At 29.5% G+C, this 25,465-nt stretch carries 17 protein-coding genes and 2 tRNA genes; 3 read left to right on the plus strand and 16 right to left on the minus strand.

Going from position 1 to position 25,465, the window contains the following annotated elements:
- The first annotated feature begins 5 nt into the window (after positions 1–5).
- Positions 6–1,145, plus strand: coding sequence for an ABC transporter thiamine pyrophosphate-binding lipoprotein p37/Cypl (gene cypl / locus FJR74_RS00230; RefSeq protein ID WP_140914540.1), 1,140 nt, complete (start codon positions 6–8; stop codon positions 1,143–1,145).
- 161 nt (positions 1,146–1,306) lie between these two features.
- Entirely contained in the window at positions 1,307–2,872 is a 1,566-nt protein-coding gene (locus FJR74_RS07035) for an ABC transporter permease family protein (RefSeq protein WP_140914541.1), read from the plus strand.
- A gap of 70 nt (positions 2,873–2,942) precedes the next feature.
- Here FJR74_RS07035 and FJR74_RS00240 read toward each other — a convergent pair.
- The 14 genes from FJR74_RS00240 to FJR74_RS07065 form a co-directional block, all read right to left on the minus strand.
- A tRNA-Lys gene (locus tag FJR74_RS00240) sits at positions 2,943–3,018 on the minus strand.
- 3 nt (positions 3,019–3,021) lie between these two features.
- Positions 3,022–3,108 (minus strand) — tRNA-Leu (locus FJR74_RS00245).
- Positions 3,109–3,301: 193 nt separating this feature from the next.
- Positions 3,302–6,148: a DUF885 family protein gene (locus FJR74_RS07040; RefSeq protein WP_140914542.1), complete on the minus strand. Its 2,847-nt coding sequence runs from the start codon at positions 6,146–6,148 to the stop codon at positions 3,302–3,304.
- A 375-nt stretch (positions 6,149–6,523) separates the two neighbouring features.
- Positions 6,524–6,955: a 23S rRNA (pseudouridine(1915)-N(3))-methyltransferase RlmH gene (locus FJR74_RS00255; RefSeq protein ID WP_140914543.1), complete on the minus strand. Its 432-nt coding sequence runs from the start codon at positions 6,953–6,955 to the stop codon at positions 6,524–6,526.
- On the minus strand, positions 6,945–8,780 hold the full coding sequence (mnmG, locus tag FJR74_RS00260; protein ID WP_140914544.1) for a tRNA uridine-5-carboxymethylaminomethyl(34) synthesis enzyme MnmG: 1,836 nt from the start codon (positions 8,778–8,780) through the stop codon (positions 6,945–6,947). Before mnmG ends, FJR74_RS00255 begins: the two co-directional genes overlap by 11 nt.
- A 28-nt stretch (positions 8,781–8,808) precedes the next feature.
- The gene (gene rbfA, locus FJR74_RS00265; protein ID WP_140914545.1) at positions 8,809–9,138 is read right to left on the minus strand and encodes a 30S ribosome-binding factor RbfA; all 330 of its coding nucleotides are present in this window, start codon (positions 9,136–9,138) and stop codon (positions 8,809–8,811) included.
- Position 9,139: 1 nt separating this feature from the next.
- Positions 9,140–10,942, minus strand: coding sequence for a translation initiation factor IF-2 (gene infB / locus FJR74_RS07045; protein ID WP_140914546.1), 1,803 nt, complete (start codon positions 10,940–10,942; stop codon positions 9,140–9,142).
- The gene (locus FJR74_RS00275) at positions 10,897–11,202 is read right to left on the minus strand and encodes a YlxR family protein (RefSeq protein WP_140914547.1); all 306 of its coding nucleotides are present in this window, start codon (positions 11,200–11,202) and stop codon (positions 10,897–10,899) included. The genes infB and FJR74_RS00275 overlap by 46 nt, the downstream gene beginning before the upstream one ends.
- The gene (gene nusA, locus FJR74_RS00280; protein ID WP_140914548.1) at positions 11,189–12,796 is read right to left on the minus strand and encodes a transcription termination factor NusA; all 1,608 of its coding nucleotides are present in this window, start codon (positions 12,794–12,796) and stop codon (positions 11,189–11,191) included. The genes FJR74_RS00275 and nusA overlap by 14 nt, the downstream gene beginning before the upstream one ends.
- Positions 12,797–12,968: 172 nt before the next feature.
- The gene (locus tag FJR74_RS00285; protein WP_140914549.1) at positions 12,969–15,122 is read right to left on the minus strand and encodes a helix-hairpin-helix domain-containing protein; all 2,154 of its coding nucleotides are present in this window, start codon (positions 15,120–15,122) and stop codon (positions 12,969–12,971) included.
- Positions 15,123–15,260: 138 nt separating this feature from the next.
- Positions 15,261–16,202, minus strand: coding sequence for a prolyl aminopeptidase (gene pip, locus FJR74_RS07050; RefSeq protein WP_140914550.1), 942 nt, complete (start codon positions 16,200–16,202; stop codon positions 15,261–15,263).
- 9 nt (positions 16,203–16,211) lie between these two features.
- Positions 16,212–18,386 carry an SGNH/GDSL hydrolase family protein gene (locus FJR74_RS07055; RefSeq protein ID WP_140914551.1) on the minus strand — a complete coding sequence of 725 codons (2,175 nt, stop codon included), beginning with the start codon at positions 18,384–18,386 and terminating at the stop codon, positions 16,212–16,214.
- Positions 18,387–18,444: 58 nt separating this feature from the next.
- The gene (locus FJR74_RS07060; RefSeq protein ID WP_140914552.1) at positions 18,445–20,172 is read right to left on the minus strand and encodes an MATE family efflux transporter; all 1,728 of its coding nucleotides are present in this window, start codon (positions 20,170–20,172) and stop codon (positions 18,445–18,447) included.
- Positions 20,173–20,185: 13 nt separating this feature from the next.
- Positions 20,186–20,950, minus strand: a complete 765-nt coding sequence (locus FJR74_RS07065; RefSeq protein WP_140914553.1) for a DUF2779 domain-containing protein — start codon at positions 20,948–20,950, stop codon at positions 20,186–20,188.
- Between the two features lie 156 nt (positions 20,951–21,106).
- Here FJR74_RS07065 and FJR74_RS00310 point away from each other — a divergent pair, with 156 nt between their 5' ends.
- Positions 21,107–21,901: a dimethylarginine dimethylaminohydrolase family protein gene (locus FJR74_RS00310; RefSeq protein ID WP_140914554.1), complete on the plus strand. Its 795-nt coding sequence runs from the start codon at positions 21,107–21,109 to the stop codon at positions 21,899–21,901.
- Positions 21,902–21,998: 97 nt separating this feature from the next.
- Here FJR74_RS00310 and gpmI read toward each other — a convergent pair whose 3' ends face one another.
- Positions 21,999–23,507, minus strand: coding sequence for a 2,3-bisphosphoglycerate-independent phosphoglycerate mutase (gpmI, locus tag FJR74_RS00315; protein WP_140914555.1), 1,509 nt, complete (start codon positions 23,505–23,507; stop codon positions 21,999–22,001).
- 835 nt (positions 23,508–24,342) lie between these two features.
- Positions 24,343–25,455: an MnuA family membrane nuclease gene (locus FJR74_RS07070; protein ID WP_140914556.1), complete on the minus strand. Its 1,113-nt coding sequence runs from the start codon at positions 25,453–25,455 to the stop codon at positions 24,343–24,345.
- Positions 25,456–25,465 lie beyond the last annotated feature (10 nt).

Genomic DNA, 25,465 nt, shown 5'->3' on the forward strand with positions numbered 1-25,465 from the left:
TTTTTATGGCAAAATTTAAATTTTTGCAATTTGGGGCAGTAATGTCTTTATTTACTGCACCTGTCGTAGTTGCTTCGTGTAGCAAGGAAGAAAAAACCATAAAATTAATAGTTAATAAACCATGATATGGTACAGAAAAACACGAATTTTTTAACAAAATCGCTGAAATTTATAACTCAAAAGACGAAAATAAACAAAAAATTAAAATCGAAGTAAATTATTCTAATGATAACAATAATTTGGCAAATAATGTTATCAAAGGTACTAGCGATATTGCTGTCATCACAACTAGTTTATTCAATGCTGGCGATAATCCTAATTTATTGCTTCCTTTAATACAAACCACAACAAGAGCTTTTAATTTTGATAAACATATTTCATATTATGAAAATGGAACCGAAAACGGTCCTTTAAGAACTATAGCTAATAAAGCTTATAGATTGTTTTCAGAAAAACCATATGCGGAATGAACTAATAGCGAATATCAATGAAACGGAAGTATTTATCAAAAATTTTATGCTGAATTAAACGATCGTGTAAGTTATTACCGCGGACTTGTAATGCTACAAGGTAATGAAGAGGAGATAAATCAAATTACAGAAGCCTGAAACAACAAAGACTGAAATACATTTAGAAATTTTGGCATTGTAACCGGAGATAACACGAGTGGTTCAAAATATCTACTGCAAGAAGCATTATTTAAAAAACATTTTAATAAGCCAAATAATCTATTTATATCTTTTGCTAACGATAAAATTAATCACTCAGAAAAATACATGACTGGTAAACCAAGAGATATTGGACAAGGTGCTTTACAAAATTTTCATATAGTATTTGATGAATTAGGTAGTTTTGGATATACAAATAATACCAAAGGAGGAAAACTTTTAAATTACTACAAACCTTCAAAACCAGATGCTAAAATTAGCTTTTTAACAACTACTGGGCCCTTAAATTACAGTATATTTGCCGCTTCAAAATTGTTGCCAAAAGACATAGCAGAAGCTTTTTCAAAAGCACTAATTGAAGCATGGGAACAAGGCGAAGATGATTATGGCCCAACGGTCGGTTTTAATGGATATAAATTAATAACAAATGCAAAAAATCAAGTTATTGATCCGTTTACAAAAGTAATGGGCTCATAATATATAAAAATTTATAACATATGAATAATATTGAAATTAAAAATGGATTATTTTATGAAAATATATCAAACCAGAAAATAAAGCTTCGTGGTCCTAGACGGCTTATATGGCGGTTTGTTTTTTGATTTTTGTTTATTGCGGCAGTTGCTTTTTCCATTTATATGATTAATTTTAGTTATTCAAAATATGGCGGTACGCTTTTATTTCAAAATTTAAAAAGTTTTTTTAATCCAGCAAAAATCAGCACGCAATTTGAAGGCAATAACTTATTTATTTTATCTTTAAAGTTTTTATGATATAGCATTAAACTAATATTTTTAGGAACTACTATTGGAATGGTTATTGCTTTATTTACTTCATATTTTTCGAATTATAAAATGAATAGTTTTTGAATTGCCATTCCGTTTAAAATAATAGTTATTACGTTGCGACTATTACCTGAACTTTTTTTTGTATATTTATTTACAATGTCAGCCGATAAAACGTTAGCAATAAATTTGATATTTACATGATTCACATGATTATGATTACATGAGTATTTTTCACAAACTATTGAAAATAGTAATTTCACAATTTTTTATCATATTGCCAAAATAAAACATTCGCGCTTTAAAGCTTTTGTGTTGGAAATTTGACCGCAAATTAAATTGAAAGTTTTTAATTTTGTGACTTATGCTTTTGAATCGAATTTAAGATGGTCAGCAATATTATCAAAGTTATCATTTTTGGGTATTGGTATATTGATAAATCCACCAGAAAATACTAAAAATTATTACAATCAGCTAATGACACCTTTATTAGTATTAGTTACGTTTGTATTTTTATTAGAACTAATCAATATTTCACTTAATAAACTTTTTAAAAGTTTTAATATGAAAACTATTGACATTAAAAAATATGAAAGAAAAGTAAAAGTAAAAAAAGTATTTGTTTTTCTTTTAGCAGTTTTATCAATAGTAATAATTGGTTTAGCAATTAAGACATTGCATGGTCAAAAATTTTATCTATCAAATGCAAAAAATTATTTTTATCAATTGTTTAACCCAAACACTTCTTCAGTATCTTTTATGTGAAATTCGCAAGGAATTCCATACATGGTTATTCAATTATTTGCCTTAGTATTTATTGCGACTATATTAATTTATGGAATAACATATATTAAACTGTTTTTTATGACATATCAATTAACAAATAAAACAGTTTCAGTTATTTTTAGATTGACTAATAGTTTTATGCGAGCCGTTCCTACTTTAACAATATTTTTATTAGTTTCCGTTATTTATAATGGATACCCAGCGGCTTTTGTAGTAGCTTTTGCAATTCATGGCGCGGCAACACTATCTAGAAGTATTGAGGGTTCGGTTAGAAAGTTACCAAATACTATATTTGAACAACTAAAAAAACAAGGTTACAGCGTTTTTAAAATATATAATAATTATGTTTTATCGGCAATTAGATTAGACTTGATTACCTTAATGAGTTTTGAAATAGAAAAAAGTACTAGAAATTTTATAACGTATGGATTATATTCGGCCTCAGCATTAGGTAGCGCGGCAACAATAAATCGAATAAGAGATATCCAAGATATTTCGATTTATTTATGGATCGGATTTGTCATTATAGCATTTATAAATTTCTTTGCTTATTTAATTAGATTAAAGATAACAAAAAACTTTAGCATTATTCAATGATTAAAAATAAAAAAAAATAAAAAGATAAGTTTATAGATAGCTTATCTTTTTATTTTAAATTCCAAAATAAAACAAAAAGATCTGCTTTTAACAGATCTTCCTGAAATGGTACGCCCTAGAGGATTCGAACCTCTGACCCAATGGTTAAAAGCCATTTGCTCTACCTGCTGAGCTAAGGGCGCTCCTGGTGCCCAGAACTGGACTTGAACCAGCACGGCCATTACAGCCAACGGATTTTAAGTCCGTAGCGTCTACCATTCCGCCACCTGGGCAAGGTGTTTTGCGTTAATGCTTTATTATTATAACGCATTTTAAATTTGTTTAACAAAAAAAATATTTTTTTTAACATTACTAAAATTTTTTATTTTTTTAACCAATAATACAATTTCCTAAAGTTCAATTTTGTATTGATAATTAATAAAAAAAGAGACAAGGAATATAACCTTGTCTTTGATAAATTTTTAATTATTTTTTAAGGTTGTAACCTAAATTAACAACGTCATCAAGAGCGCCAAGAGGTAAAGCACCATTCATTAAAATGTATTGTAACAATTCTTGTACATAACCATGTTCTTTAGCTTCAAAATTTTCGCCTTCGATTGAGAATCCGTGTACTTTATTTATAAATTCTTCACGACTTAATTTTAATGCTTTACGTACTTTGTCATATAATGCAAGCATATTTTCTTTACCAGCGTTATATGAAGTAGCTTGACCAGGTAAGTTTAAATAACGTTTAGAATCGGCTGTAATATCACCAATACCTAATGCTGAGTTTGCCTTCATGAAATCTCTCACATCTTTAATTGATGCTCCAGCAGGTAAGTCTTCTTGTCCTTCGATTCCTGTTCCGTGGAATGCAGTATCAACTGCTCTACGCATATTACGTAATTGAGCTTCATTTAAGGCACCAAAGTATTGCAACATGTTTGCTAATTTAACGGCTTTTTGAGCATGTTCTTTATCTGATGAAGAACGGTTGATTGAATCAACTAAAGTTCAGTAAACTCCACCGTGTAAATCTTTAATTTGTTTGATCATTGCATCAGTAATATTGTCTGGGTTTTCTGCTGCTTCTTTAGTAAAGAAGTTTGTAATACCTTTTGCGTATGAAAAATCAACTGGCATTGCATAATAGTCATTGTCTTTATTATTGTAATCAGGAGTGCCATAGTAACCAGCTTCAATAGCGAATCATTCCATAAATAGAGCTCATCCTTCAACATATGAAGTATAGTCAAAAATGTTGCCTAAATTTTCATCATTGAATTTAGCTAGGAATTTATTTGCGTAGTAAATTTGGTTGTGGTGTCCCATTACTGATTCGTGATTTGCAAATGATGTTACTGATCATTTTGGTAATGAGTAGTAAGGGTCGGCATTGAATTGGAAGTTTGCGGTTGAACCATTATAAGCACCAACACCGGCTTCAGTACGTTCATCATATTCATAAGTATCAATACCGTATGTTGGAACTTGTTTAGCAAAATATTTAAATCCTTCTTGTTCGGTTGTTGATTTAAATTGTAGATAGCCTTTAAATGCTTCTAAAGCTCCATAGTAGAATTGTTGTTGTGTAATATCACCATATTTAGTTTGACTAGTTTTTAAGAAACCATATCCTAAATTTTCTAAATATTCACGTGATTTTGCTAGACCTGGATCACTATCTAATTCTTTCATTCTGCTTTCTGTATAGAAAGAGCTTCCTTCACGTCCGAAGAAGAATTGTTCTTGATTTAATCATTTATTAAATTCAGTTAAATCAACATTTCCTTCATCATCTCTAATATTTACAACAATATTTTGAACTGGGTCAGAGCCAACACCATCGGCATCATATCTAATAGTTGGGCTTCAAGCTCCCGATTCTCCGGCAATAAGTTCAGCAACTTTTTCTGCAACAAGTTTCATGTTATTAGCAGCTGTTTTACTTGTCTTATAACCAGATTGATAAACTTCATTTGGAGTGTCATTTGTTGTAGTAGACATTTTTAAAATTGCGTCATATAATTTCTTTCCATTTGTAGTTTTATCATTACCTTGGATTCCAACAATACCAACATTTTTAGCTTCTAGGTCTTTTTGAGTTAATCCTAGACCATATAAGTATACGCTATTGTTATCAATGATTAATTCGATTGAATTTTCTACTTCGTTAAATTTATTATCTTTGTATAAAACAAGTTCTTTAAGATCTTCGCCTTCGCCGTGATCTGCAGCTTTGTAATATTCTGTAGCATATCAACTGTATAGTTTATTTAAGTTCGCTTGCTTTGGATTTTGATTTTTAGCAATCAAGTCCGCCACACTAATTTGTTTTAAAGAAGGGTCTTTATAGAAATCTAATAATTCTTTATTATATTTAACCCTTAAGAAAACATTAACATTGTTTTTAACTACAACTTTTGATAAGGTAATTTTATTTTCAACAGCTTCTTTCAAGGTATCTAAAATATTTAAAGCTTCTGATTCAGGTACTCTTGAAACTGTACGGTAGAATGAATTCATTGGATATGCTGAGCCTGGATTTCATGCATATCAATTAACGGTGTAACGTCCTCCTGAGCTGTAATTATTCATCATAATTTCTCAGTCGAATTTAACACCTGCAGCTCATGCCTTAGTAATAGTATTTAAATTAGAGTCATTGATTATTTCTAATCTAGAAATAAATTTTGAGTAAAACTCTAAAATTTTATTAACATCTTTTTCTTGTGGGAAATTTCAGTTAACATTGCTTAATTCATAGCCTTTTTTAAGGTCTGCGTATTTTTTTACAGCCAAAATATATTTTGCGGCGATATCTTTCATTTTATAATCTTGTTTTTTATCACCGCTGCCTAATGATATGTTTTCTTTTCCAAAATCATAAGAAACAATTTCACCAGCTTTATCTAGATTTTCTTCTGTTTGTTTGAATAATAAATCAGCTTTGGTTTTTTCTTCTTTGTAATTTTGTCTAGCTAAAGCAAAAGCGCTTTGCGCAGCATTAACTTTTTCTTGTGCTGCATTTATAGCTTCTTCGCCTTGAGCTGAACTCAATTCGCTTTCAGCTGATGTTAAAGTTTTTTCAGCACTTACAAGTGCTTTATGTTTTGTATTTAAATCCTTTAAACTTGTTTGAAGGTTATTATTATTTTCTTCTAAACTTCCGTTTGAAAATTTACTTAATGCTTCATAAGCAGTAGATTTTTTTTGTCTGTTAATTTCAGCAGTTTGTACGCCCCAAGCGAATAGAGGAATACCTGCAGCAATAACAGCGGCACCTGCTAATGATGCACCTAAAATAATTTTAGATTTTTTTGTCATTTATTTCCTTTCATTAATAAATACAATTTGTCAATATATATGACAATTAAAATCATAATATTTTTTATAAACAAAGATTAAAAATGTAATTACATTAAATAACATGACATTAAAAAGTGAAGTTAACATATTTAAAAATTGTTTAAAGCACTCAAAAGCGTTTTATTAATTTTTTAATAATTATCAAAATAAGCACTCTTTATCAAATCGATAAATTAAAAAAATATTAATGGCAAAAAAATTGTTATAATTATACTGCAAATAAACACAGATATTTATTACACAAGGGTTCCCTTGTGTTTTTTTATAAAAAAACCAACACCAAAAAACTTAGGTGTTGGTAGAAAAATATCATTATTAAATGTATAAATTTTATTATTTGTGATACTTAATATTTTTTTTGATAGCTAAACCGCGATAAACCTGTTCAATCAGCATTATCCTAAATAGTTGGTGTGGAAATGTCATATCTGAAAAACAAATTTTTTTATCGAACTTAGTTTCATCAACTCCATTACTACCACCGATGACAAAAGTTATATTATCTTCAATTAAAAGGTCTGAAAATGATTCACTATCCATTTTTTTACCACGCAATGATAAATAAAATACTTTAGAACTTTTAGGTATTTTTTCTAATATCATATCGGTTTCTTTTTTTATTTTAACTTCAATATTTTCGTGGACAACTTCTTTAATTTCGATTAAATTGATTTGACATAAAAAGTTAATTTTCTTAAGATAGGAATCATAAATAGTTTTATATTCTTTAGTCAATGACCCAATCGCTACAATATTAATTTTCATTATTCTTTTTACGATTATTTAAATAAAACATTAACATTTGAATATCAGCAGGATTAATACCGCTAATACGTGACGCTTGACCAATAGTTGTGGGTCTAATCTTTGATAATTTTTGACGGGCCTCTGTAGCCAAATTATCAACTTTTCAATAATCAATATCTGATGGTAATTTTAGCATTTCTAAACGCATCATTTTTTCTGCTGCAGTTTCTTGTTTTTTTAGATATCCAAATAATCTTACTTGAATTGTTAATTCATCAATATATGGATAATCTGAGCCCAAAACATCAGCTGGGTTAACGGCAGGATTTGCTAATAATTTTAAATATGAAATACCATTTGTAATATTATATTTTTCTCCTAAAAATCCTTTAGAAGATACATATTCATTTTTTAATTTTTCAATAGTTTCTTGAATATATTTATACTTATCAATAACTTTTTTATAATCTTCTGCATTGATCATTTTATTATCAAATGCGTACTTAGCTAATCTTTCATCAACATTGTCGTTTCTTAATAATAAACGATATTCAGCACGCGAAGTTAACATTCTATAAGGTTCACTTGTTCCTTTTGTTACAATATCATCAATCAAAACGCCGATATACGCATCGCTTCTTTTGATTTCCATCGCTGGCATGTGATCTAATTTATTAGCAGCATTAATTCCGGCAATTAAACCTTGGGCAGCAGCTTCTTCATATCCGCTTGTTCCATTTGGTTGACCGGCCGAAAAAAAGTTTTCAAGAATTTTAGATTCTAATGATTTATATAAATTCAAAGGATTGATTGCATCATATTCAATTGCATACCCATATTTTTGCACCCTTGCATTTTCAAGACCAGGGATTGAAGCAATCATTTGATCTTGCACATCTTCGGGCATTGATGTTGAAAGACCATTGATATACATAATATCACCACGAGCTGTTTCAGGTTCAAAGAAAATATGGTGTGTTTCTTTTTCTTGGAAACGAACAATTTTATCTTCAACACTCGGACAATAACGAGGGCCAATTCCTTTAATAATTCCTGAGTATAAAGAACTACGATCTAAGTTTTTTAAAATTATTTCTTTTGTTTTTGGAGTTGTATGGGTTAAATAACAGCATGTTTGTTCATCTAATTTTATATTACTACGCGATGAGAATGATAATTCATTTTTATCAAGCACTTCTTTTTCAACTTTAGAAAAATCAATACTGTCAGTATAAATACGGCAAGGTGTTCCGGTTTTCAATCTAAAAATTTCAAACCCATATTTAGCTAAATTCTTAGATAATGTTGAACTAGTTTTTTCTCCATCGGGACCATCGTATTTAATATTTTCGCCGCGTAAGATTCTTGAGTTCATATATACACCAGTTGTCATAACTACAACATTGGCTAATATATCGCCATGGGCTAAGGTTTTAACCCCTTTACATGTTTTATCTTCAACGATAAGGTCGCTAACCTCATCCTCAATTAAGGTAATGTTTGGTTGTTTTAAAATATCTTCTAAAATTATTTCTGAGTATTTTTCTTTATCGATTTGGGCACGCAATGATCAAACTGCTGGTCCTTTAGATGTATTTAACATTTTTATTTGGATCATCGCTTTATCAGCAAAAAGCCCTTGGACCCCTCCAAGCGCATCGATTTCACGTGTGATAATACCTTTTGCAGAGCCACCAATTGATGGGTTGCAAGGTAACATACCTAATTTCTTTGTGTTTAAAGTTACAAGTGCAACTTTAAAGTTTCTTTTTGCTAAAGCATAAGTAGCTTCGATCCCCGCATGACCACCACCGATGACTATGGCATCAAAATTGGGTTTCATATAAGTTCCTTAATATACTTTTGTAATCTTAGTCTTTGATTTCTTCAAGAATTTTTTCAATTCTTTGAGCTTGTGGCTCAACTTGATCGATTAAGAATACAATTTCTGGTAATTTTTTATATTTTCAAGTTTTGGCTACAACTGAACGAATAAATGGAGCCATTGAAGTTAATTTTTCAAAATATCTTTTTTGGTCTTTAAATAAAGTTACATAAACTTTGGCATGTGAGCCATCTGTTGATAAAATTACATCATTAATTGCAACGTTTGTAACGTCGAAATCTTGTAATTCATAGAAGCTATTTCCGATTAATTCTAATAATAATTGGGTTTTTCTTTCGTGGTTGATTGTGTTCATACTATACTAATACATCCTCATAAAATTTTAATTCATCGTCTACTTCTATTTTATCAAAATCTTTGATGTGTGTCCCAAAATCGAACCCCTTTTCGACTGTTTTGACATCATTTTTTTCTCTTTTTAAAGAATCAATTTGTCCTTTAAAGATAACTTTATTTCTTCTTAAAACTTCAACTTTGGCAAACTCTTTGGCTTGTCCAGTAACCATCATACATCCGGCAATAGTTCCAACTTTTGAATAGAAGAACAATTGAATAACTTGCGCAGTTCCAATTAGTTTCTCTTCATATACTGGTTCTTTTAGGGTTGTGATTAAAGCTTCTAATTCTTCAACTATTTTATAAATAATGTTGTGTTTAATAATCTTAATAGCTTTTGATTCAGCTAGTTTTTTAATTTCTGCGCTGACTGAATTGTTAAACACATAAATTCTTGCATTTGAAGTTTCTGCTAATAAAATATCAGCTTTTGTAACTTCTCCGGCAGTAGCGCGAATAACATTAACAGCGATTTCTTCGTTTCTAATTTTTGCTAATGTTTGTTTAATTGCTTCTGCAGTTCCTTGCACGTCGGTTTTAATAATTATATTAACTGTTTTCATACCATCTTGGATTGAGAAGGCATTTTTTTCGTTTAATTCTCTCTGCTTATCTAAATAAGCTTTTTCTTCAGCTAGTTTTTTAGCAAATTTTTCATCGCTAATAACTATAAATTTATCGCCTGATTGTGGATTTTTGTTTAATCCTGTAATAATACATGGAGTTCCAGGTAATGCTTTTGCTAAAGGTTTACCTTCGACTGAGGTTAAACTACGAATGTTACCATATTGACCACCAGCTACGATAAAGTCACGTGGTAATAGTGTACCATTTTGAACAATGATAGTTGAAACAACTCCACGACCTTTGTCGATTTTTGATTCCACGATTGTTCCCATTGGGTCACGGTTTAAATTAGCTTTTAAATCTAATAAATCTGCTTGTAAAAAGATTGCTTCTAATAAGCTATCGATATTTTGGTTTGTAAAAGCTGAACCATAAATAAATTGATATTCGCCACCTCATTCTTCACAAAGAATATCATGTTCAGATAGTTGGCTTTTAACTTTTTCAGGATCAGCTCCTAATTTATCCATTTTATTAACAAAAATAATAATTGGTACATTGGCTGCTTTGGCATGGTCTATTGCTTCAATAGTTTGAGGTTTAACCCCATCGTCTGCAGCAACAACAATAACAACAATGTCAGTTACCTTAGCTCCTCTTGAACGCATTTCGGTGAATGCCTCATGACCCGGTGTGTCAAGGAAAGTAATCTTACGACCATTATGTTCAACTTGATAAGCTCCGGTATGTTGAGTAATACCACCGAACTCACTGTCTAAAATATTACTTTTCCTAATTTTGTCAATTAAAGTTGTTTTACCATGGTCAACATGACCCATAATGGTAACAATAGGAGGACGTTGTACTAAATCATTAGGATCTTCAATGATTTCTAACTTATCTAATAAGTTTTGCGCGTTAACATTATCTTCTTTTTTAAAGTCAAGATTGTAATTAAAACATAATTCAGCAATTTCTTCTTCATTCAATGTTGTGTTAATGTTTTTCATGACACCTTGTTTTAAATAATATGTCAAAATTTCTGCTGAACTTTTCTTAATCTTGTTAGAAAATTCAGAAATGGTTAATGGTCCACTAAAAATAAATACACCATCTTGTAACTTAGTTTCCACAACGTTTAACTGTTGTTTTAATGTTTCGACGTTTGATTTTCTTTTGTTACTTTGTCTATTCATTCTTCCACCTCTTTCCTTAATGATTCATAAACATCTAAACTAATGTTTTGTTTAAATGCTCGATTTAATAATTTTTTCTTAAAAACTGTGTCTATTTGTTCTTGATTATTTAAACAATAAGCTCCGCGGCCTGGCTTTTCTAAATATGGATCGAAACTAATTTGATTATCTTTATTTTTAGCAAATCTAACCATTAAATTCACATCATATATTTGTGCATCAACGATTGATTTGCGACTATAGTTTCTATCAGTCTTCATTATCTAGATCACTTAGATCAATATTTTCAAGCCCTGCACTTAGATCATCATCTTTTTTGAAATCTTTCATTTTAGTTGAAGTAATTTTTTCATAATCAGCTTCAGCTTCTTCATCTTTTTTAGCAATTTCTTCGATTGATGCTGAATATGGATCAAAATCAACTTCTTCGTCTGATTCTAGATTTTCTAAATCGTCTTTGATTAATTCCAATGTAGCTTCAATATCATCATCTAACGAAGATGCAAACATTTGTTTTTCAAATACGTTTTCACTTAGTTGTGCTTTTTGACGTAATTCTGCTAAGTCAGCATCAAATTCATCAATATTGAAGTTTGTTTCAAAAGTATTAAAGTTATTGTTTCTATTATTAGGTCTTTTCTTGAAATTAGATTGTAATCTTTTACCGTTTTCAAGTTCTTTGATTTCATCTTCAGTAATGTTTCCGTTATTAATGTCGTATTTAATAGCTTGTTCATTAGCTTGGGCTTGTGATAATATGTCAAGTCTTGCTTTAACTAATTCTGATGCTAATGATACGTTTTGACCTTTTTTACCAATTGCTAAGGTGTGTTGGGTGTTTGGAACTACAACAATAAATGAAGGGTATTCAGGTTTTGAGTTTGGGGCCAAAACTATATCAATAACTTTAGAAGGGCTGATTGCGTTCATGATATAAGTCTTTAAATCATCAGAATATAGAATAATGTCAATTTTTTCGCCTTTTAGTTGTTTTGAAATAGACTCAATTCTTTCTGATTTAGCACCAATAATAGCACCGATTTCTTCCATACCTTCTGGAGCATTTTCAGCTTTTCTAATTGCAATTTTTGATCTTTCACCAGCAATACGAGCAATCTTAACAATTTCAATTAACCCTTCAGCAACTTCAGGAATTTCTTTTGCTAATAAGGTTTGTAATAATTTAGATTCAACAGATGAAACCACAACTTGTGCATCTCTTGATTCTGGTCTAACTTCTTCAACATAAACATCAATCACATCACCGGCATGTAAGGTTTTAACATATCTTTGGTTTGTTAACGAAGTTGGCATAAATGCTGAAGCGCCATCTTCAATAAATTCCAATAAAATTCCCATTTTCTTAAATGAAACAATTTTAGCTTTTAAAACTTCACCAATTTTGTTCATGTATTTTTGGTAAGTTAATTCTTTTTCTAATTCACGCAATGATTGACTAAATACCGCAAGGATTTTATTATAATCACGTTTATTAAATACTTCAAAGTTAACTTCTTCGCTCATGGTTTCATCAATTTCGGCATGTGGATTAATTTCACGCGCTATACTAATCGGAATTTCAACACAACGGCTTAGTGTATCTTTGTCTTCGTCACTAACTGGATCAGGAATAATGGTTTTAGCGTGGTTAATAACTTTAAATGTTTTGTTTTGTTCATCAATAATGAATTCTAAATCAGCTTCCTCATCATATTGTTCTAAAATAACTTTTGAAATTGCGTTTTTGAATAATTCTAAAACACGGTGTTCATCAAGTTTTCGAATGTTTGACAAGTTGTAGATTTCAGTAAAGATTTCATTAACTTTTTGGCTTGAGTTATTTGATTCACTCATAATTTCTCCTTTGTTTAAAATGCTTTGCTTACCATTTTTATGTAAAAAGGTTAGCCATAATGGCCAACCCTTTTTAATCAAGATATAAAAACAGTACTTTAATTATATAAAAAACTTGTTATTTTTATTAAAAATAATATTTAACAAAGTTTAATGTCCTTTATTTTGGCAACTATTTTCAAACAATTTTTCCTTGAATTCTGTCACGTTCTTTATCAATATCAATAATTTTAATTGTGACATTATCACCAACATTTAAAACTTCTAATGGGTGTTTAATATATTGATTATCGAATTTTTTCATATTTTTGATATGAATTAAAACATTTTGTTTTAAACCAATAAATGCAAAAGCACCAAAATCGGTTACGTTTTGAATTTGACCAATGATTTCTTGCCCGGCTTGAATATCATCAATTGTTAAAACTTTATCAGAAACAATGAATCCGGCTTTTTCGTCACGAATATCTTTTTCTGGGGCAATTAATGAATCTAAAATAATATCTAAATCGTATTGATTTATATTTAGCTCTTCACTTAATTCTTTGCGATTTAAATTTTGTAATTTTTCTTTATCAATATCATTTAAATCAATTTTTAAATACTTAACTACCTTGTCGGCTAATTTATAACTTTCTGGGTGAATATTTGTTTTATCATAAAAGTTTTTAGAATCATGGATTCTTAAAAAACCAACCGATTGTTCATAAGCTTTAGGTCCTAAACCTTTAACTTTTTTAAGTTCAGTTCTGTCTTTAAATGCCCCATTTTCATCACGGTAAGCAATTATGTTTTCGGCAATAGAATTTGATAAACCTGATATATAAGATAAAATTACCTTAGTAGCTGAGTTTAAATCAACACCAACCATGTTAACAACTTTATCAATTTTGTATGATAGTTGTTGATTCAATTCCTTTTGATTAACGTCGTGTTGATATTGACCAACTCCGATAGATTTTGGATCAATTTTAATTAATTCATTCAAAGGGTCTTGGAATCTTCTTCCAATATTAATTGCTGAACGATATTCAACATGTAAATCAGGAAATTCCTCTTGAGCTAATTTAGATGCTGAATAAACTGAAGCTCCAACTTCACTAACAATTGCATATTTAATTTCTTGATTAATATGTTGTTTTCTTTTTTCAAGGAATTTAGACACAAATATTTCTGTTTCACGTGATGCCGTTCCGTTTCCAATTACAATAATATCTACTTTGTATTTGCTTGTAAAATGAACTAACACATTAATTGCTTCAGTGAATTTTTCTTTATCGTGCGAATTAGGAAACATAATACCTTTTTCAAGGAAATTTCCGTTTTCATCTAACATTGCTAATTTACATCCGTTAACATATGCTGGGTCAATTGCTAATACACGTTTATTTTTAGTAGCTGGACCTAATAGCATTTGTTCAAGGTTTGAGGCAAATACTTTAATGGCATCAGATTCAGCACGTGAAAATAAATCATTTTTAATTTCGCGAACTATCGAAGGAATCAATAAACGGTCAAGCGCGTCAACAATACACTCTTGAATAATTTTTGCAGTTCTTTTATTTTTAAAAAACATTTGATTTAAGTCATAAATAATTTTCTTTTCGTTATAACTTATGTCATAACTTAAAATCTTTTTATCTTCACCACGACTAGTGGCTAAAACTCTATGGTTAGGAATTTTATTGACTCTTTCTTTATAATCATAATATTGCGCAAAAACTTGTTTTTCATCATCTGCGTTTTTCTTTAGTTTTGTTTCAATTGTGCCAAAGTTAACCAGTTGATGTTTAATGTATTCACGCACTCTAATATCTTGAGAAATATTTTGAGCAATAATAAATTTGGTTTGTTCTAAAACTTCATCCTCTGTTTTCAATTTATCGCTTAAATATTTTCTTGCTTCAGCATACATATTAAAACTATCGCTTGTATTATTCATAATAGCTTCGGCCAATGGGCTCAAACCTAATGCAATAGCTTCTGATGCTTTGGTTTTTTTACCAATTTTAAATGGTTCATAAATATTTTCAACAGCTTGTTTTGTATCGGCTGCGTTAATTTTGACTTTGATTTCTTCGGTTAGCAAGCCTTTTTCTTGAAGAATTTGCATTACATATTCTTTACGTTTAGTAAGTTCAACATCATATACATAAAATTCATTGATTTTTGCAATCATATCTTCATCAAGTCCACCGGTTGCATTTTTACGATAACGTGAAATAAACGGAATTGTTGCGCCTTCGTTTAATAAAGCCAAAGTTGCTTCAACTTGTTCAGATTTTAAATTTAATTTTTTTGCTACATTTTCAACTGAAGTGCTCATAATTTCTCCTTTTTATTCGATTCTTAAACTAGCAATATTAATAAAAAAATTATACCATGTAAGTATTTTAAATTAGGTTTATGCAGAAAACTTTAGGCAAAAATAATGAAATAAAAAGGCTGGTCAGCCTTTTAAAAATTATAGAGATTTAAATTCTTCAGTTGCTTCCAAAAGTGCACTTGAAATACCTTTTTCTCTGGCCGAGTGTCCTGACTCAGGAATTAATCTTAATGATGAATTATTAAGCGCTTGGTGTAATAAATATGCTCCTACAGGACGACAATCCATGTCATATTGGCCATGAATTATAATGGTTTTAATATTAGCAATTTTTTCAACGTTTTTTAAAATGTAATTTTCTTCTAAAAAGATATGATTTACAAAATAATGATTTTCTAATCTTGCTAATTCTAAGTTTGATTTAGTATTTTCTAGTAATTCTTCTAAGATTGGTATTTTGTTTAATGTGATTAAGCCTAATTCTCATTTAGCTCAATGATAGGCTGCTCTTTCAGCCAATTCAGTGTCTTCTGAATTCAAATATTTGTGATAAGCATTGATTAAATCATGACGCTCTTCTTCAGGAATAAAATTAACATATTCAGCATATTCAATTGGAAAATAGTAAGAAGCTCCTGCTTGATATAATCAGTCATCATCTTCTTTTCTTCCTAAGAAAATTCCCCGTAAAATCATTGCTTTAACATGTTCTGGGTGATTGATTGCGTAAACTAAACTCAACGTTGAACCTCATGAACCACCAAATAAAATTCATTTGTCGATATTTAAATGTTTTCTCAATGCTTCCATATCGCTTACTAAATCAAGGGTGGTGTTTTGTTCAATACATGCGCTAGGAATACTTTGTCCACATCCTCTTTGGTCAAATAATATAATACGATAATGTTGTGGATCGAAAAATTGACGATTAGATGCCGATGTTCCTCCACCAGGACCGCCATGAACGAATAAAATTGGTTGTCCTGTTGGATTACCTGATTCTTCATAGTAAATTGAGTGAATATCGCTAACTTTTAATAAACCTTTATTATATGGTTCGATTTCATTATATAGTTCCATAAAATCTCCTTATTTCAATATACGACGTGTTTTGTTGTTGATTTTTATTCCTAATAATTTAAGAACAATCTTAATGATGCGGCGATTGTATTTATTAAATAAATTGTGGCCAATTGCCCGAGAAAATCTTTTAATAACAATTGCCATATAACGTAATGGTTTGAATTGTCTGAAATCAACATTGTCAAATATTTTAATTTCTGATAATAATTTGTAAATAATTTCAGTAATATGTTTGATTGCTTTTTCATCTGATAATAATTTTCAAATTTCATCAATCGTGTTATTCAATTTATTTCATTCACGGTAATTTAAAACATCTGGACTTATTCCAATAAATGATAATATTAAATTAGCAAATGCTCCGCGGTCATTTTTACATTCGTTAGCCAAATGTTTTAAAACATCTCTTGTAAATTGTTTAATTAATAAATCATTGTCTCTAATAAAACCCAAAATTAGATCATCAAAGTTATTGAAATTATGTCTTAAAACAATATAACTTTCTAACATAATGAATATTGATTTTAAATCATTAACTAATTTTTCATTATAGGACATTGCTTTGACAAAGTTTGTGAATGCTCTTTCTGGAAAAATAGCTGTTTTATGATTTTCAAAGTCATTGCAAATTGCTTTAATTAATGTGTGAATTTTATTATTTAAATCTTTTGTGTTATCTAAGATCTCTAAAAATAGTGAATAAAAATTTTCTTGGTTTGCCTTAATTAATTTGTTAATAAAGTGTGTCAATTTATTTGACTTATCTTGTTTATATACTTGTTCACTAATGGCAATAATTTTAATAATACTGTCACTTAATAGTATTTTTGATAAAACAGCTAAAATGTTTTCGTCTTTAACAAAATCATTTTTAATTAACTGAATTGTTTCCGCTTCTTTTGGAAAGTATTTTAAGATAAAAACAATCCGTTCTAAAACTAAAGAAGATAGTGATGTATACTCTTCCCGGCTAACAATTAGAGCATCATTTTTTTCATCTTCAGCAATATTGTTTATTTCGCGTTTCAATAAAGCAAAATATGGGTTTTGAATGTTATTTTTTGAATCAAGTCAAGATCTTAAAATATAAACGATATGATTTATGCCATGTTTCATTTCACAAACATATTTATTATCAGCATTACGCATCGAAATTAATTTGTTACGTTTGATTGAGAATTTATTCAAAAATTTTCAATAATTTTCAGAATAATCAGAAAAGATTAAATTATTTTTCAATATCAATTTGAAAATATTACGTGCCATTTCTTGATATCCCAACTCAGTCGGGTGAACATCTAATGTGTTTTCACACAAAACAGATGAATTTTTCTTTCAATCATCGAAATTAAATACTTGAACGTTATAACATCCTTCTTGGTCAGCAACTTGTTTAATAACTTCATTTAATGTGCCTACGAATTTTTTAAATAAATCATTGAAAACAAGCGGGTTCATTTTTTTAAGCAACGCTTCATATCTCATTGAGAAAGTTAAAAATGGTGGAACATATGATAATAAAACTATTTTTGCATTGGGATTTAATTCTTTTAATTTTCTAATCATTAATAAATATTGCTCAACGATATTGTTAATAATTTGCAATAATTGATTAAAAATTTTTTCTTTTATTTTTAATTGTTCAAAGAAATTGGGCTCCTTAAAAATTGATCTAAATAATGAAAATGGTACTGAACTTTGAAATTCATTCCCGCCGATTGATACTGAGATTAAATCAGCGCTTTTAATTTGTTCAATATAACATGCACTAAAGTTGGCAAAATTTTGTTCTTCTGATAAATTATCATTTATTTTAAATAAATTACTTTGAATATCAATGTCAGCCATTTCTTCAACTTTTTTATTCATGTAAATTATATTAGATGCGCCTTGTTCAAATTTATTATTAACATATGAATGAAAATCATCAATTCTCATCACTGAGATTGATGCATTTTGATATTCGAAATTTTTTCAAAATTCCAATAATTCTGGTTTTTCTTTTGCATTCATTTTGCAATAATCTTCAATAAATTCAACTAAGTAATCAGCATAACTGTATCCTTTAACATATGAATTTTTGTCTTTGAATCCACATGTTCCACAACCAATTTTACTATTGAATCCTTGTGCAATCGAATCACCAATGGCAAGATATTTAAAAGGTTTGCTATTTTTCATAAAAATAATTATATTAAATTTAAGAATAAAAGAAATTAAAAAATTAGCACTGAATATGCTAATTTAGAGGTTTAATTTCGTTAATAAATTTTTGCTTTTTAAGCGATCTTTTGCTTGCCATAGCCGGCATTATTGGGCCGTCAACTTCTGTTGTTACATTTCTCTTTCAATCTGTCTTTCAAGCTACTATTTCAAAAATTGCTCATCTTAAAATATCGATTGAGTAAAATAAGAAATAAGCTAACTCGATTGGCATTTGATGCGATGTTCCTCTTAAAGGTCCAACAATTGCAAAAGTAATAATTATTAATCAAATAAATGATAATCATTGGGCAGATAGCATTGTTATCGAAGCTATCATGTTTCTTCCCCCGGCCCTAGGCAATGCGGCACTTGTATAGAATCAGCATCATACTGGATTAAACGCAATAAAAGTGAAACAGCACAATAGGAATGTATGTTTAAATTGAGCTTTTGTCATTTGCATTGCAGTTTGAACAAAATTGTCATATTTAATATTTTGTCCAACACTTGGAATACCATATTCTCTAACATAGTTTGCTAAACCGGCATTCTCAAAAGGTTTTGCGTTTAAAATGCTAATTACATTTTGGACATCAGTTTTAGTGTATAAAAGCTTTTCAACACCAAGTTCTGAACCTTTTGCAGTGGCTGGAGAATAAGCAATTCCAAACACAACACCAATCATTAGTATTGACATAATCAATCCAGCTAATGTATGGAAGCCTTTTAATGCTTGTGAATGTTTGGCCGCTTCTTCAAAATTATTTTCACCCAATTTTGTGGCAACAAAGTATGAAACGTTACTTGAACATACGCTCGTTACCGCCGATGCAATAGATGATAAGCTTTCTACCAGTCCTAAAATCGTGACAGCATTAATACCCATCCATTTATAACCGATTCCCGAACCGGTTATCATATTATCTGGATAAGCCCGTGCCCATATCATCATTCTCAGTGGGATAGTAATCATACCAACGATTGTTACTAACATAGCTGGTATTCTTTTTAAAATTTGTTTTGCAATTGGCTTAGTAATGTGAAATAGTTTGAATAAATTAACAAAGATTGGTCTGTCTTTATATCATGTCAGTAATTCATCCGATGTTAAACAAACGCAGGCTCCAATAATTGAACCAATAGCTGCATAGTGGGCAGGTTTTTTAAAACCATATAAAAATACAGCATTAATTGTCGCATTAGTTGCTAAGGTTAAACAAGCCGAAATAAAAGCTAAGTTTGAATGCCCTGTTTCATTCAATTGCATATTAGTGTTAAAGTTAAATGATGTAATCATCCATGAGATAGTAATTAATATCAAATAATTCATCGCTTCAATACGTGTTGATTCTTTGATATTGCTTCCGCCCACAAGATTAATCATCTGTCCCGTGGCCGTTCATGCAGGAATAGCAAACCCAATAACGATTATTAAATACATTCAGATCCGCAAATTCATTATTTGATTAACTTTGTCATAATCTTTTCGGCCATAATATTGCCCAACGAACATCGCAGCAATACCTTGGATTGCAAAGAAAACTGTATAGATAATACCAGTATAGGTATTGGCATAAGTTAATGCGTCGATTCCGCCGTCTAAGTGGCTAACCATAAAATTATCTAAAAAACCATTCAAGCAAAATAGTATTTCACCAATAATGATTGGCATGGTTTTTATAAAATATAGTTTCCAATCGTGTTTGCTTTGAGGAAATAAACTTTTAATAACATTAGGCTTAGCGGTTTTTATTGTTTTCATAAAGACCTCTTTACTATAATGTTCAAATTTTTTCTTTTAATTCTTTAATTGTTAATTTTTCATCTAGATTTAAATTTTTAAGTTGTTTTAATAACTCTCTTTTATATGAAAGTTCTTTTAATAATTGTTCAGTTTGATCAGGATGTTCAACGACATAAATCATCTTAACAACATCATCTTTAGAATATCGAGTTAATTCTCTTAATAAAACTTTTTGATCCAAGTTAATTAAAAATTTTTTTCTTTTATCATTTGCTCTTAAATTTTTAATTGCTTTTGTATATAATCAATAACCTGCAAATGAAGCAATTGCACCATTACGTTCGCCCAGGGCATTAGATAAATATTTATCATTTGATGCCGCAATAATTTTTTTAATTTTTATAAAATAAGGTTCATTAAAAATTTTCCCAGTTAATTTTGATAATGAAACCGTTGTGTTACTAATCAAAGCTTCAACACGGTTTTCTGGGAATAATCTTTTTAAACAGTTATGTTCTAATACGGGATTATGGCCAACGAAAACAACGTCCTTAAGATTTAATTTGGAATTTATTTTATTAATGTCGTTAATAATGCATTTTTTAATTGTGGCTCACATGCCATTTACTGTTCCATGTTTATTGAAATCCATTATAAAAGTTTTAACCTTAAACTGGTTCTTGTCACTCAAAAGACCCAATGTGTATGCATAGGGTGTTCCACTAGGGATATTAACCAATTTGGCAAATGGGTTTGTGATTGCTTCGAAATCAATAAATACAAGGTTTGAGTCCATATAATAGAATTATATACATATTTAAAATAAAAGCAATATTTTATTGTATTTAAATTTAACATAATTTTTTAGCCATAACTAGAATATTAGAGTTTTTTATATTAAAATAATTTATGAGGGAAACCTCACAAAAAATTTAAGGAGATTTTTTATATCATGTCACAATTAAAAGACAAATTTAAAAACGTTATTGTTAAAAGACCAGCTGCCTCGATGGTAGATGGAATTACCTCAGCACCAGAATTAGGAAAACCTATTTACGAAAAAGCTATATTACAACACGATGCTTACATCGAAGCATTAAAAAGTTGTGGAGTTGCAGTTACAGTATGTCCTAAAAATGAAGACTTCCCTGACTCATGCTTCGTTGAAGATACAGCCGTTATTGTTACTGGAGAAATTGCTATTTTATCAAACCCAGGAGCAGCTTCACGTAATGGCGAAAAATTAGAAATGTTGCCATATCTAGAAAAATTCTTTGATGAAGACCACATCTTCAAAATTCAATCACCAGGTACAATGGACGGTGGTGATGTTATGATGGTTGGGGACACATACTACATTGGTATGTCAGAACGTACAAACCGCGAAGGTATTCGTCAATTCCACAACATTTTAGCAAAAGTGGGAAAGAAATGTATTCCTGTACCAATGACTGAAATGTTACACCTAAAAACTGGAGTTAACTACTTAGAACATAATAACTTATTAATTTCTGGAGAATTCCTACACTACCCAACATTTAAAGACTTTAACCAAATCGTTGTTGACAAATCAGAAGGTTACGCAGCAAACTGTATTTGAGTAAATGAAACAGTTATCGTTCCTGAAGGATATCCAAACGTATTAAAAGCAGTTAAAGACTTAGGAATTTACAGAGTAATTACCTGTGACACATCAGAATACAAGAAATTAGATGGCGGTTTAAGCTGTCTATCACTAAGATTCTAATATTATGATATATGCCAACGGAAGCTAGTCTTCCGTTTTTATTTGCTTTTTTTGAAATAAAAAAACTCCATGGTTTTATTGCCATGAAGTTATTTTATTAATCACGAATTAATAATGATTCACCCGTCATTTCTTTTGGTTTTTCAATGCCTAAATAATCAAGAATTGTTGGTGCGACATCAGCTAATTTACCATCTTTTAATTCAATAGTTTTATCAGTGGTAATAAACATAACTGGACTTGTTGTGTGTTTTGTTGCTGGCTTACCATTTTCATCTTCTGTAATTTCAGCATTACCATGATCTGCTGTAATAAATCAACTAACTGTTTCCCGATTATCAGCTACGTAATTTAAAATTCGTTCAAATTGTTCGTCTAAGATTTCGATTGCTTTAATAGTTGCTTCTAAATTACCGGTGTGCCCAACCATATCTGGGTTAGCAAAATTCATAATTACAAAGTCAACACCTTTAATGTGTTCTAATAATTTGTCTGTTATTTTTTCAGCCGACATTTGTGGATAATCAGCAAACGAATCAACTTTTAAGCTTTCAACCAAAACTCTTTCTTCATTTTGATAAACAACATCAATTCCGCCATCCATGAAAAATGTAACGTGAGCGTATTTTTGTGTTTCAGCTAATCTTAATTGAGTTAGATTATTTTGTTCTAAAACTTTACCCAGTGGGTTAATAACTTTCATTTCTTCGAATGCAATTTCGGAATCAATTCCTTCATATTTCATCAATGAAACAAAATGATCGATTTTTCTTCTATCGTTAGGTTGATATGTATATAAGCTTGAACCTAAAATTAAGTGGCTTAATTGTCTTGCTCTATCTGGTCTAAAGTTAAAGAAAATTACTGAATCATTGTCTTTTAAAAACTTACCATCTCTAAGTTGCGCAGGCACAAAAAATTCATCAAAAATCCCTTTTTCATATTGTTCATCAATGTACTTTTCAACATCTTCAATAACATGATTAGATTGACCTAAAATTGTGTCATATGATGCCATGTTTCTTTCAAACATAGTGTCGCGGTCCATTGCATAAAATCTACCGCAAATTGAAGAAATTTTATAACCAAATTCATTAACTAAATTAATTAGTGTACTTAATGAATCTTTAATTGATTGTGGTTTAACGTCCCGTCCATCTCCAAAAATATGAACACTAACATCTTTCAAACCTTTTTTGTGCGCCATTTTTAATATTTCAAATAAATGCGCGTCTAATGAGTGAACACCACCGTTACTTAATAATCCCATTAAATGTAATGTACTATTTTTGATCTTAACATCGTCCATTACATTATTTAAAACAACGTTTTGATCAAAAGTATTGTCTTCGATCGCTTTATTGATTAAAGATAAACCTGTATAAACAATTCTTCCTGCACCAATATTTAAGTGTCCTACTTCACTATTACCAATTTGTCCTTTCGGTAATCCAACATATTCGCCGGAAGCTTGTAGTACACTATTTGGGCACATTGCGAATAGATAATCAAAAATAGGGTGAAACGCTTGTGCATAAGCATTTCCTTGCTTTTCTTTGCGAATCCCTAAACCGTCAATAACGGTTAAAATTACTTTTTTATTCATATATTTTTCCATTCTATAATTAAAAAAAATTAATCTGATATTTAAAAAAATTATAACAATTTTTTAGTAATTCTCTTCTTCTGTTTTAGTTATTTAAAACAAATAAAAAAAGCAATTTTATTAGCTTTTTTCAATGTTTTTCAATGTTTTAATTCAAAAAATTAAACTTTTGGTAGTTTTTTTATAGATTAAATTTAAAAATTTAAATTCACAAAATACGTTATATTTATTTCACACAAATTTAGTGATATTTTATAGAATGTATAAATAAAAAAATATCGAAAGTTCAATTTATGTAACCGGGATAGCAAAAAGGATATTACAATTTATTGTCAAGTGAAGGCAAAAAAATATTGAAGCAATATATGTCAAAAGTTAAAAAAAATAATAGCTAGGATAAAAAAATTTAAATTATCTTTTGAAAAATAAAAAAGTGATTTTGTTTAAAAATGAACAATGACCATGTTGGCAAAAACATTATTAAAAAATACAAGCAACAATGCCAAAAAATCATATCGAAATTGATTTCTTAGACAAATTTGATATACACTAACTTGCTGCTACCAATTAATAAACAAACCAGACTTTTTTAGTCCTAATGATTATACGTGGGGGTATCGCAATGAAAAAATAAAAAAGATTGGTTAGCATTGAACAAATAGATTAATTGAATTATTAATTAAAAATAGTTTATCGCCTTAAGAATAAAAAGAAATAAATGATATCTAAATAATTGATTTCTTCACAAATAATACTAAAGCACTTGAAATAATTCCTTATTCATAAAATAATAATTAATTTTAAAAAACGCGGGCAATTAGCACCCTGCGTTTTTTTAAATGTTAATGTTAATAAATACAGGTATATGGTCACTCACATTTTTAACAAGATCATAATCGCTTGGTTGTGGTTTATTTTTGTTAAGTTTCATATACAAGTTTTTACTTTCTTCTCGATCTCAATAACCATTTTTGAATGCTTGAAGAGTATCAAATGAAAAAGCATGTTTTGAAGCGTTTAAATAATCAATATTAGTTGCTTCGGCATCATATACAAATCATTTATCATAAGTGTTAGCATAATAGAGTGGATCTGATGGTTTCTTTGGTTTAGCGCCGAGTGAAGTTCGATAATCTTTAATATGCTGAGCATAATTTTCAGGATAGCCTAATTTATATTCTTTTTGGTCATAAATATTCATATGATTTTCTTTTAGATTAGTATCGGCCGCCATTAAAATATCAGTATTTGGATATAGTTTTTTTAATTCTTTAAACACTAAATCAATAGATTTATTTTCAAGAACTTCTTGGCTGCCCTGACTACCTATGGAATCTTTTTCATTGTTTTTAGTATTTACTCCAGGGGCATCAAAATGCCCAAATCCCGTTACAAAAGTATAAGGTTTAGCTAAATATGTAAACTTGGCAAAATATAAAGGACGCGTATAAATATTATTTGGATTTATGACATTAGTTGAATCCAATCTCAATATATCATTTTTATATAAAATAGCAACGCTCTCCTTACTATTTGGATATTTTTGATTAAAAGCATCCGACAATGTATAAGATCATTTATTACTTCCGCCGTCATTAAGTTTCTTAATTAATTTATTAATTATCGTAATATCATTAAAACCAATTTCCTCTAAACCAATAACATCAGCATTAGTTAATTTAATTGTTTTAACAATATTAACAAATTTATTGCTTTCGGCAGGTGTACTTTTCCCGAAGTTAAAAACGTTTCATGACATTAATTTAATATCGCTATTTTTATCAATACTTTTATTAACGATAATCGGAGCTCCTGATTTATCGCTTTTTATTTTATTAACTAAGTAATATGCCCCGTATGCAATTGCTCCAACGGCTGCCATTCCAGCAATACTTAACACCGCTTTCAAACCGCCTTTTGATTTTTTGGTTGTTTTTTTATTTGCCATATTGCCTCCT

This window comes from Metamycoplasma neophronis (assembly GCF_006491995.1).
Taxonomy (GTDB): domain Bacteria; phylum Bacillota_I; class Bacilli_A; order Mycoplasmatales; family Metamycoplasmataceae; genus Metamycoplasma; species Metamycoplasma neophronis.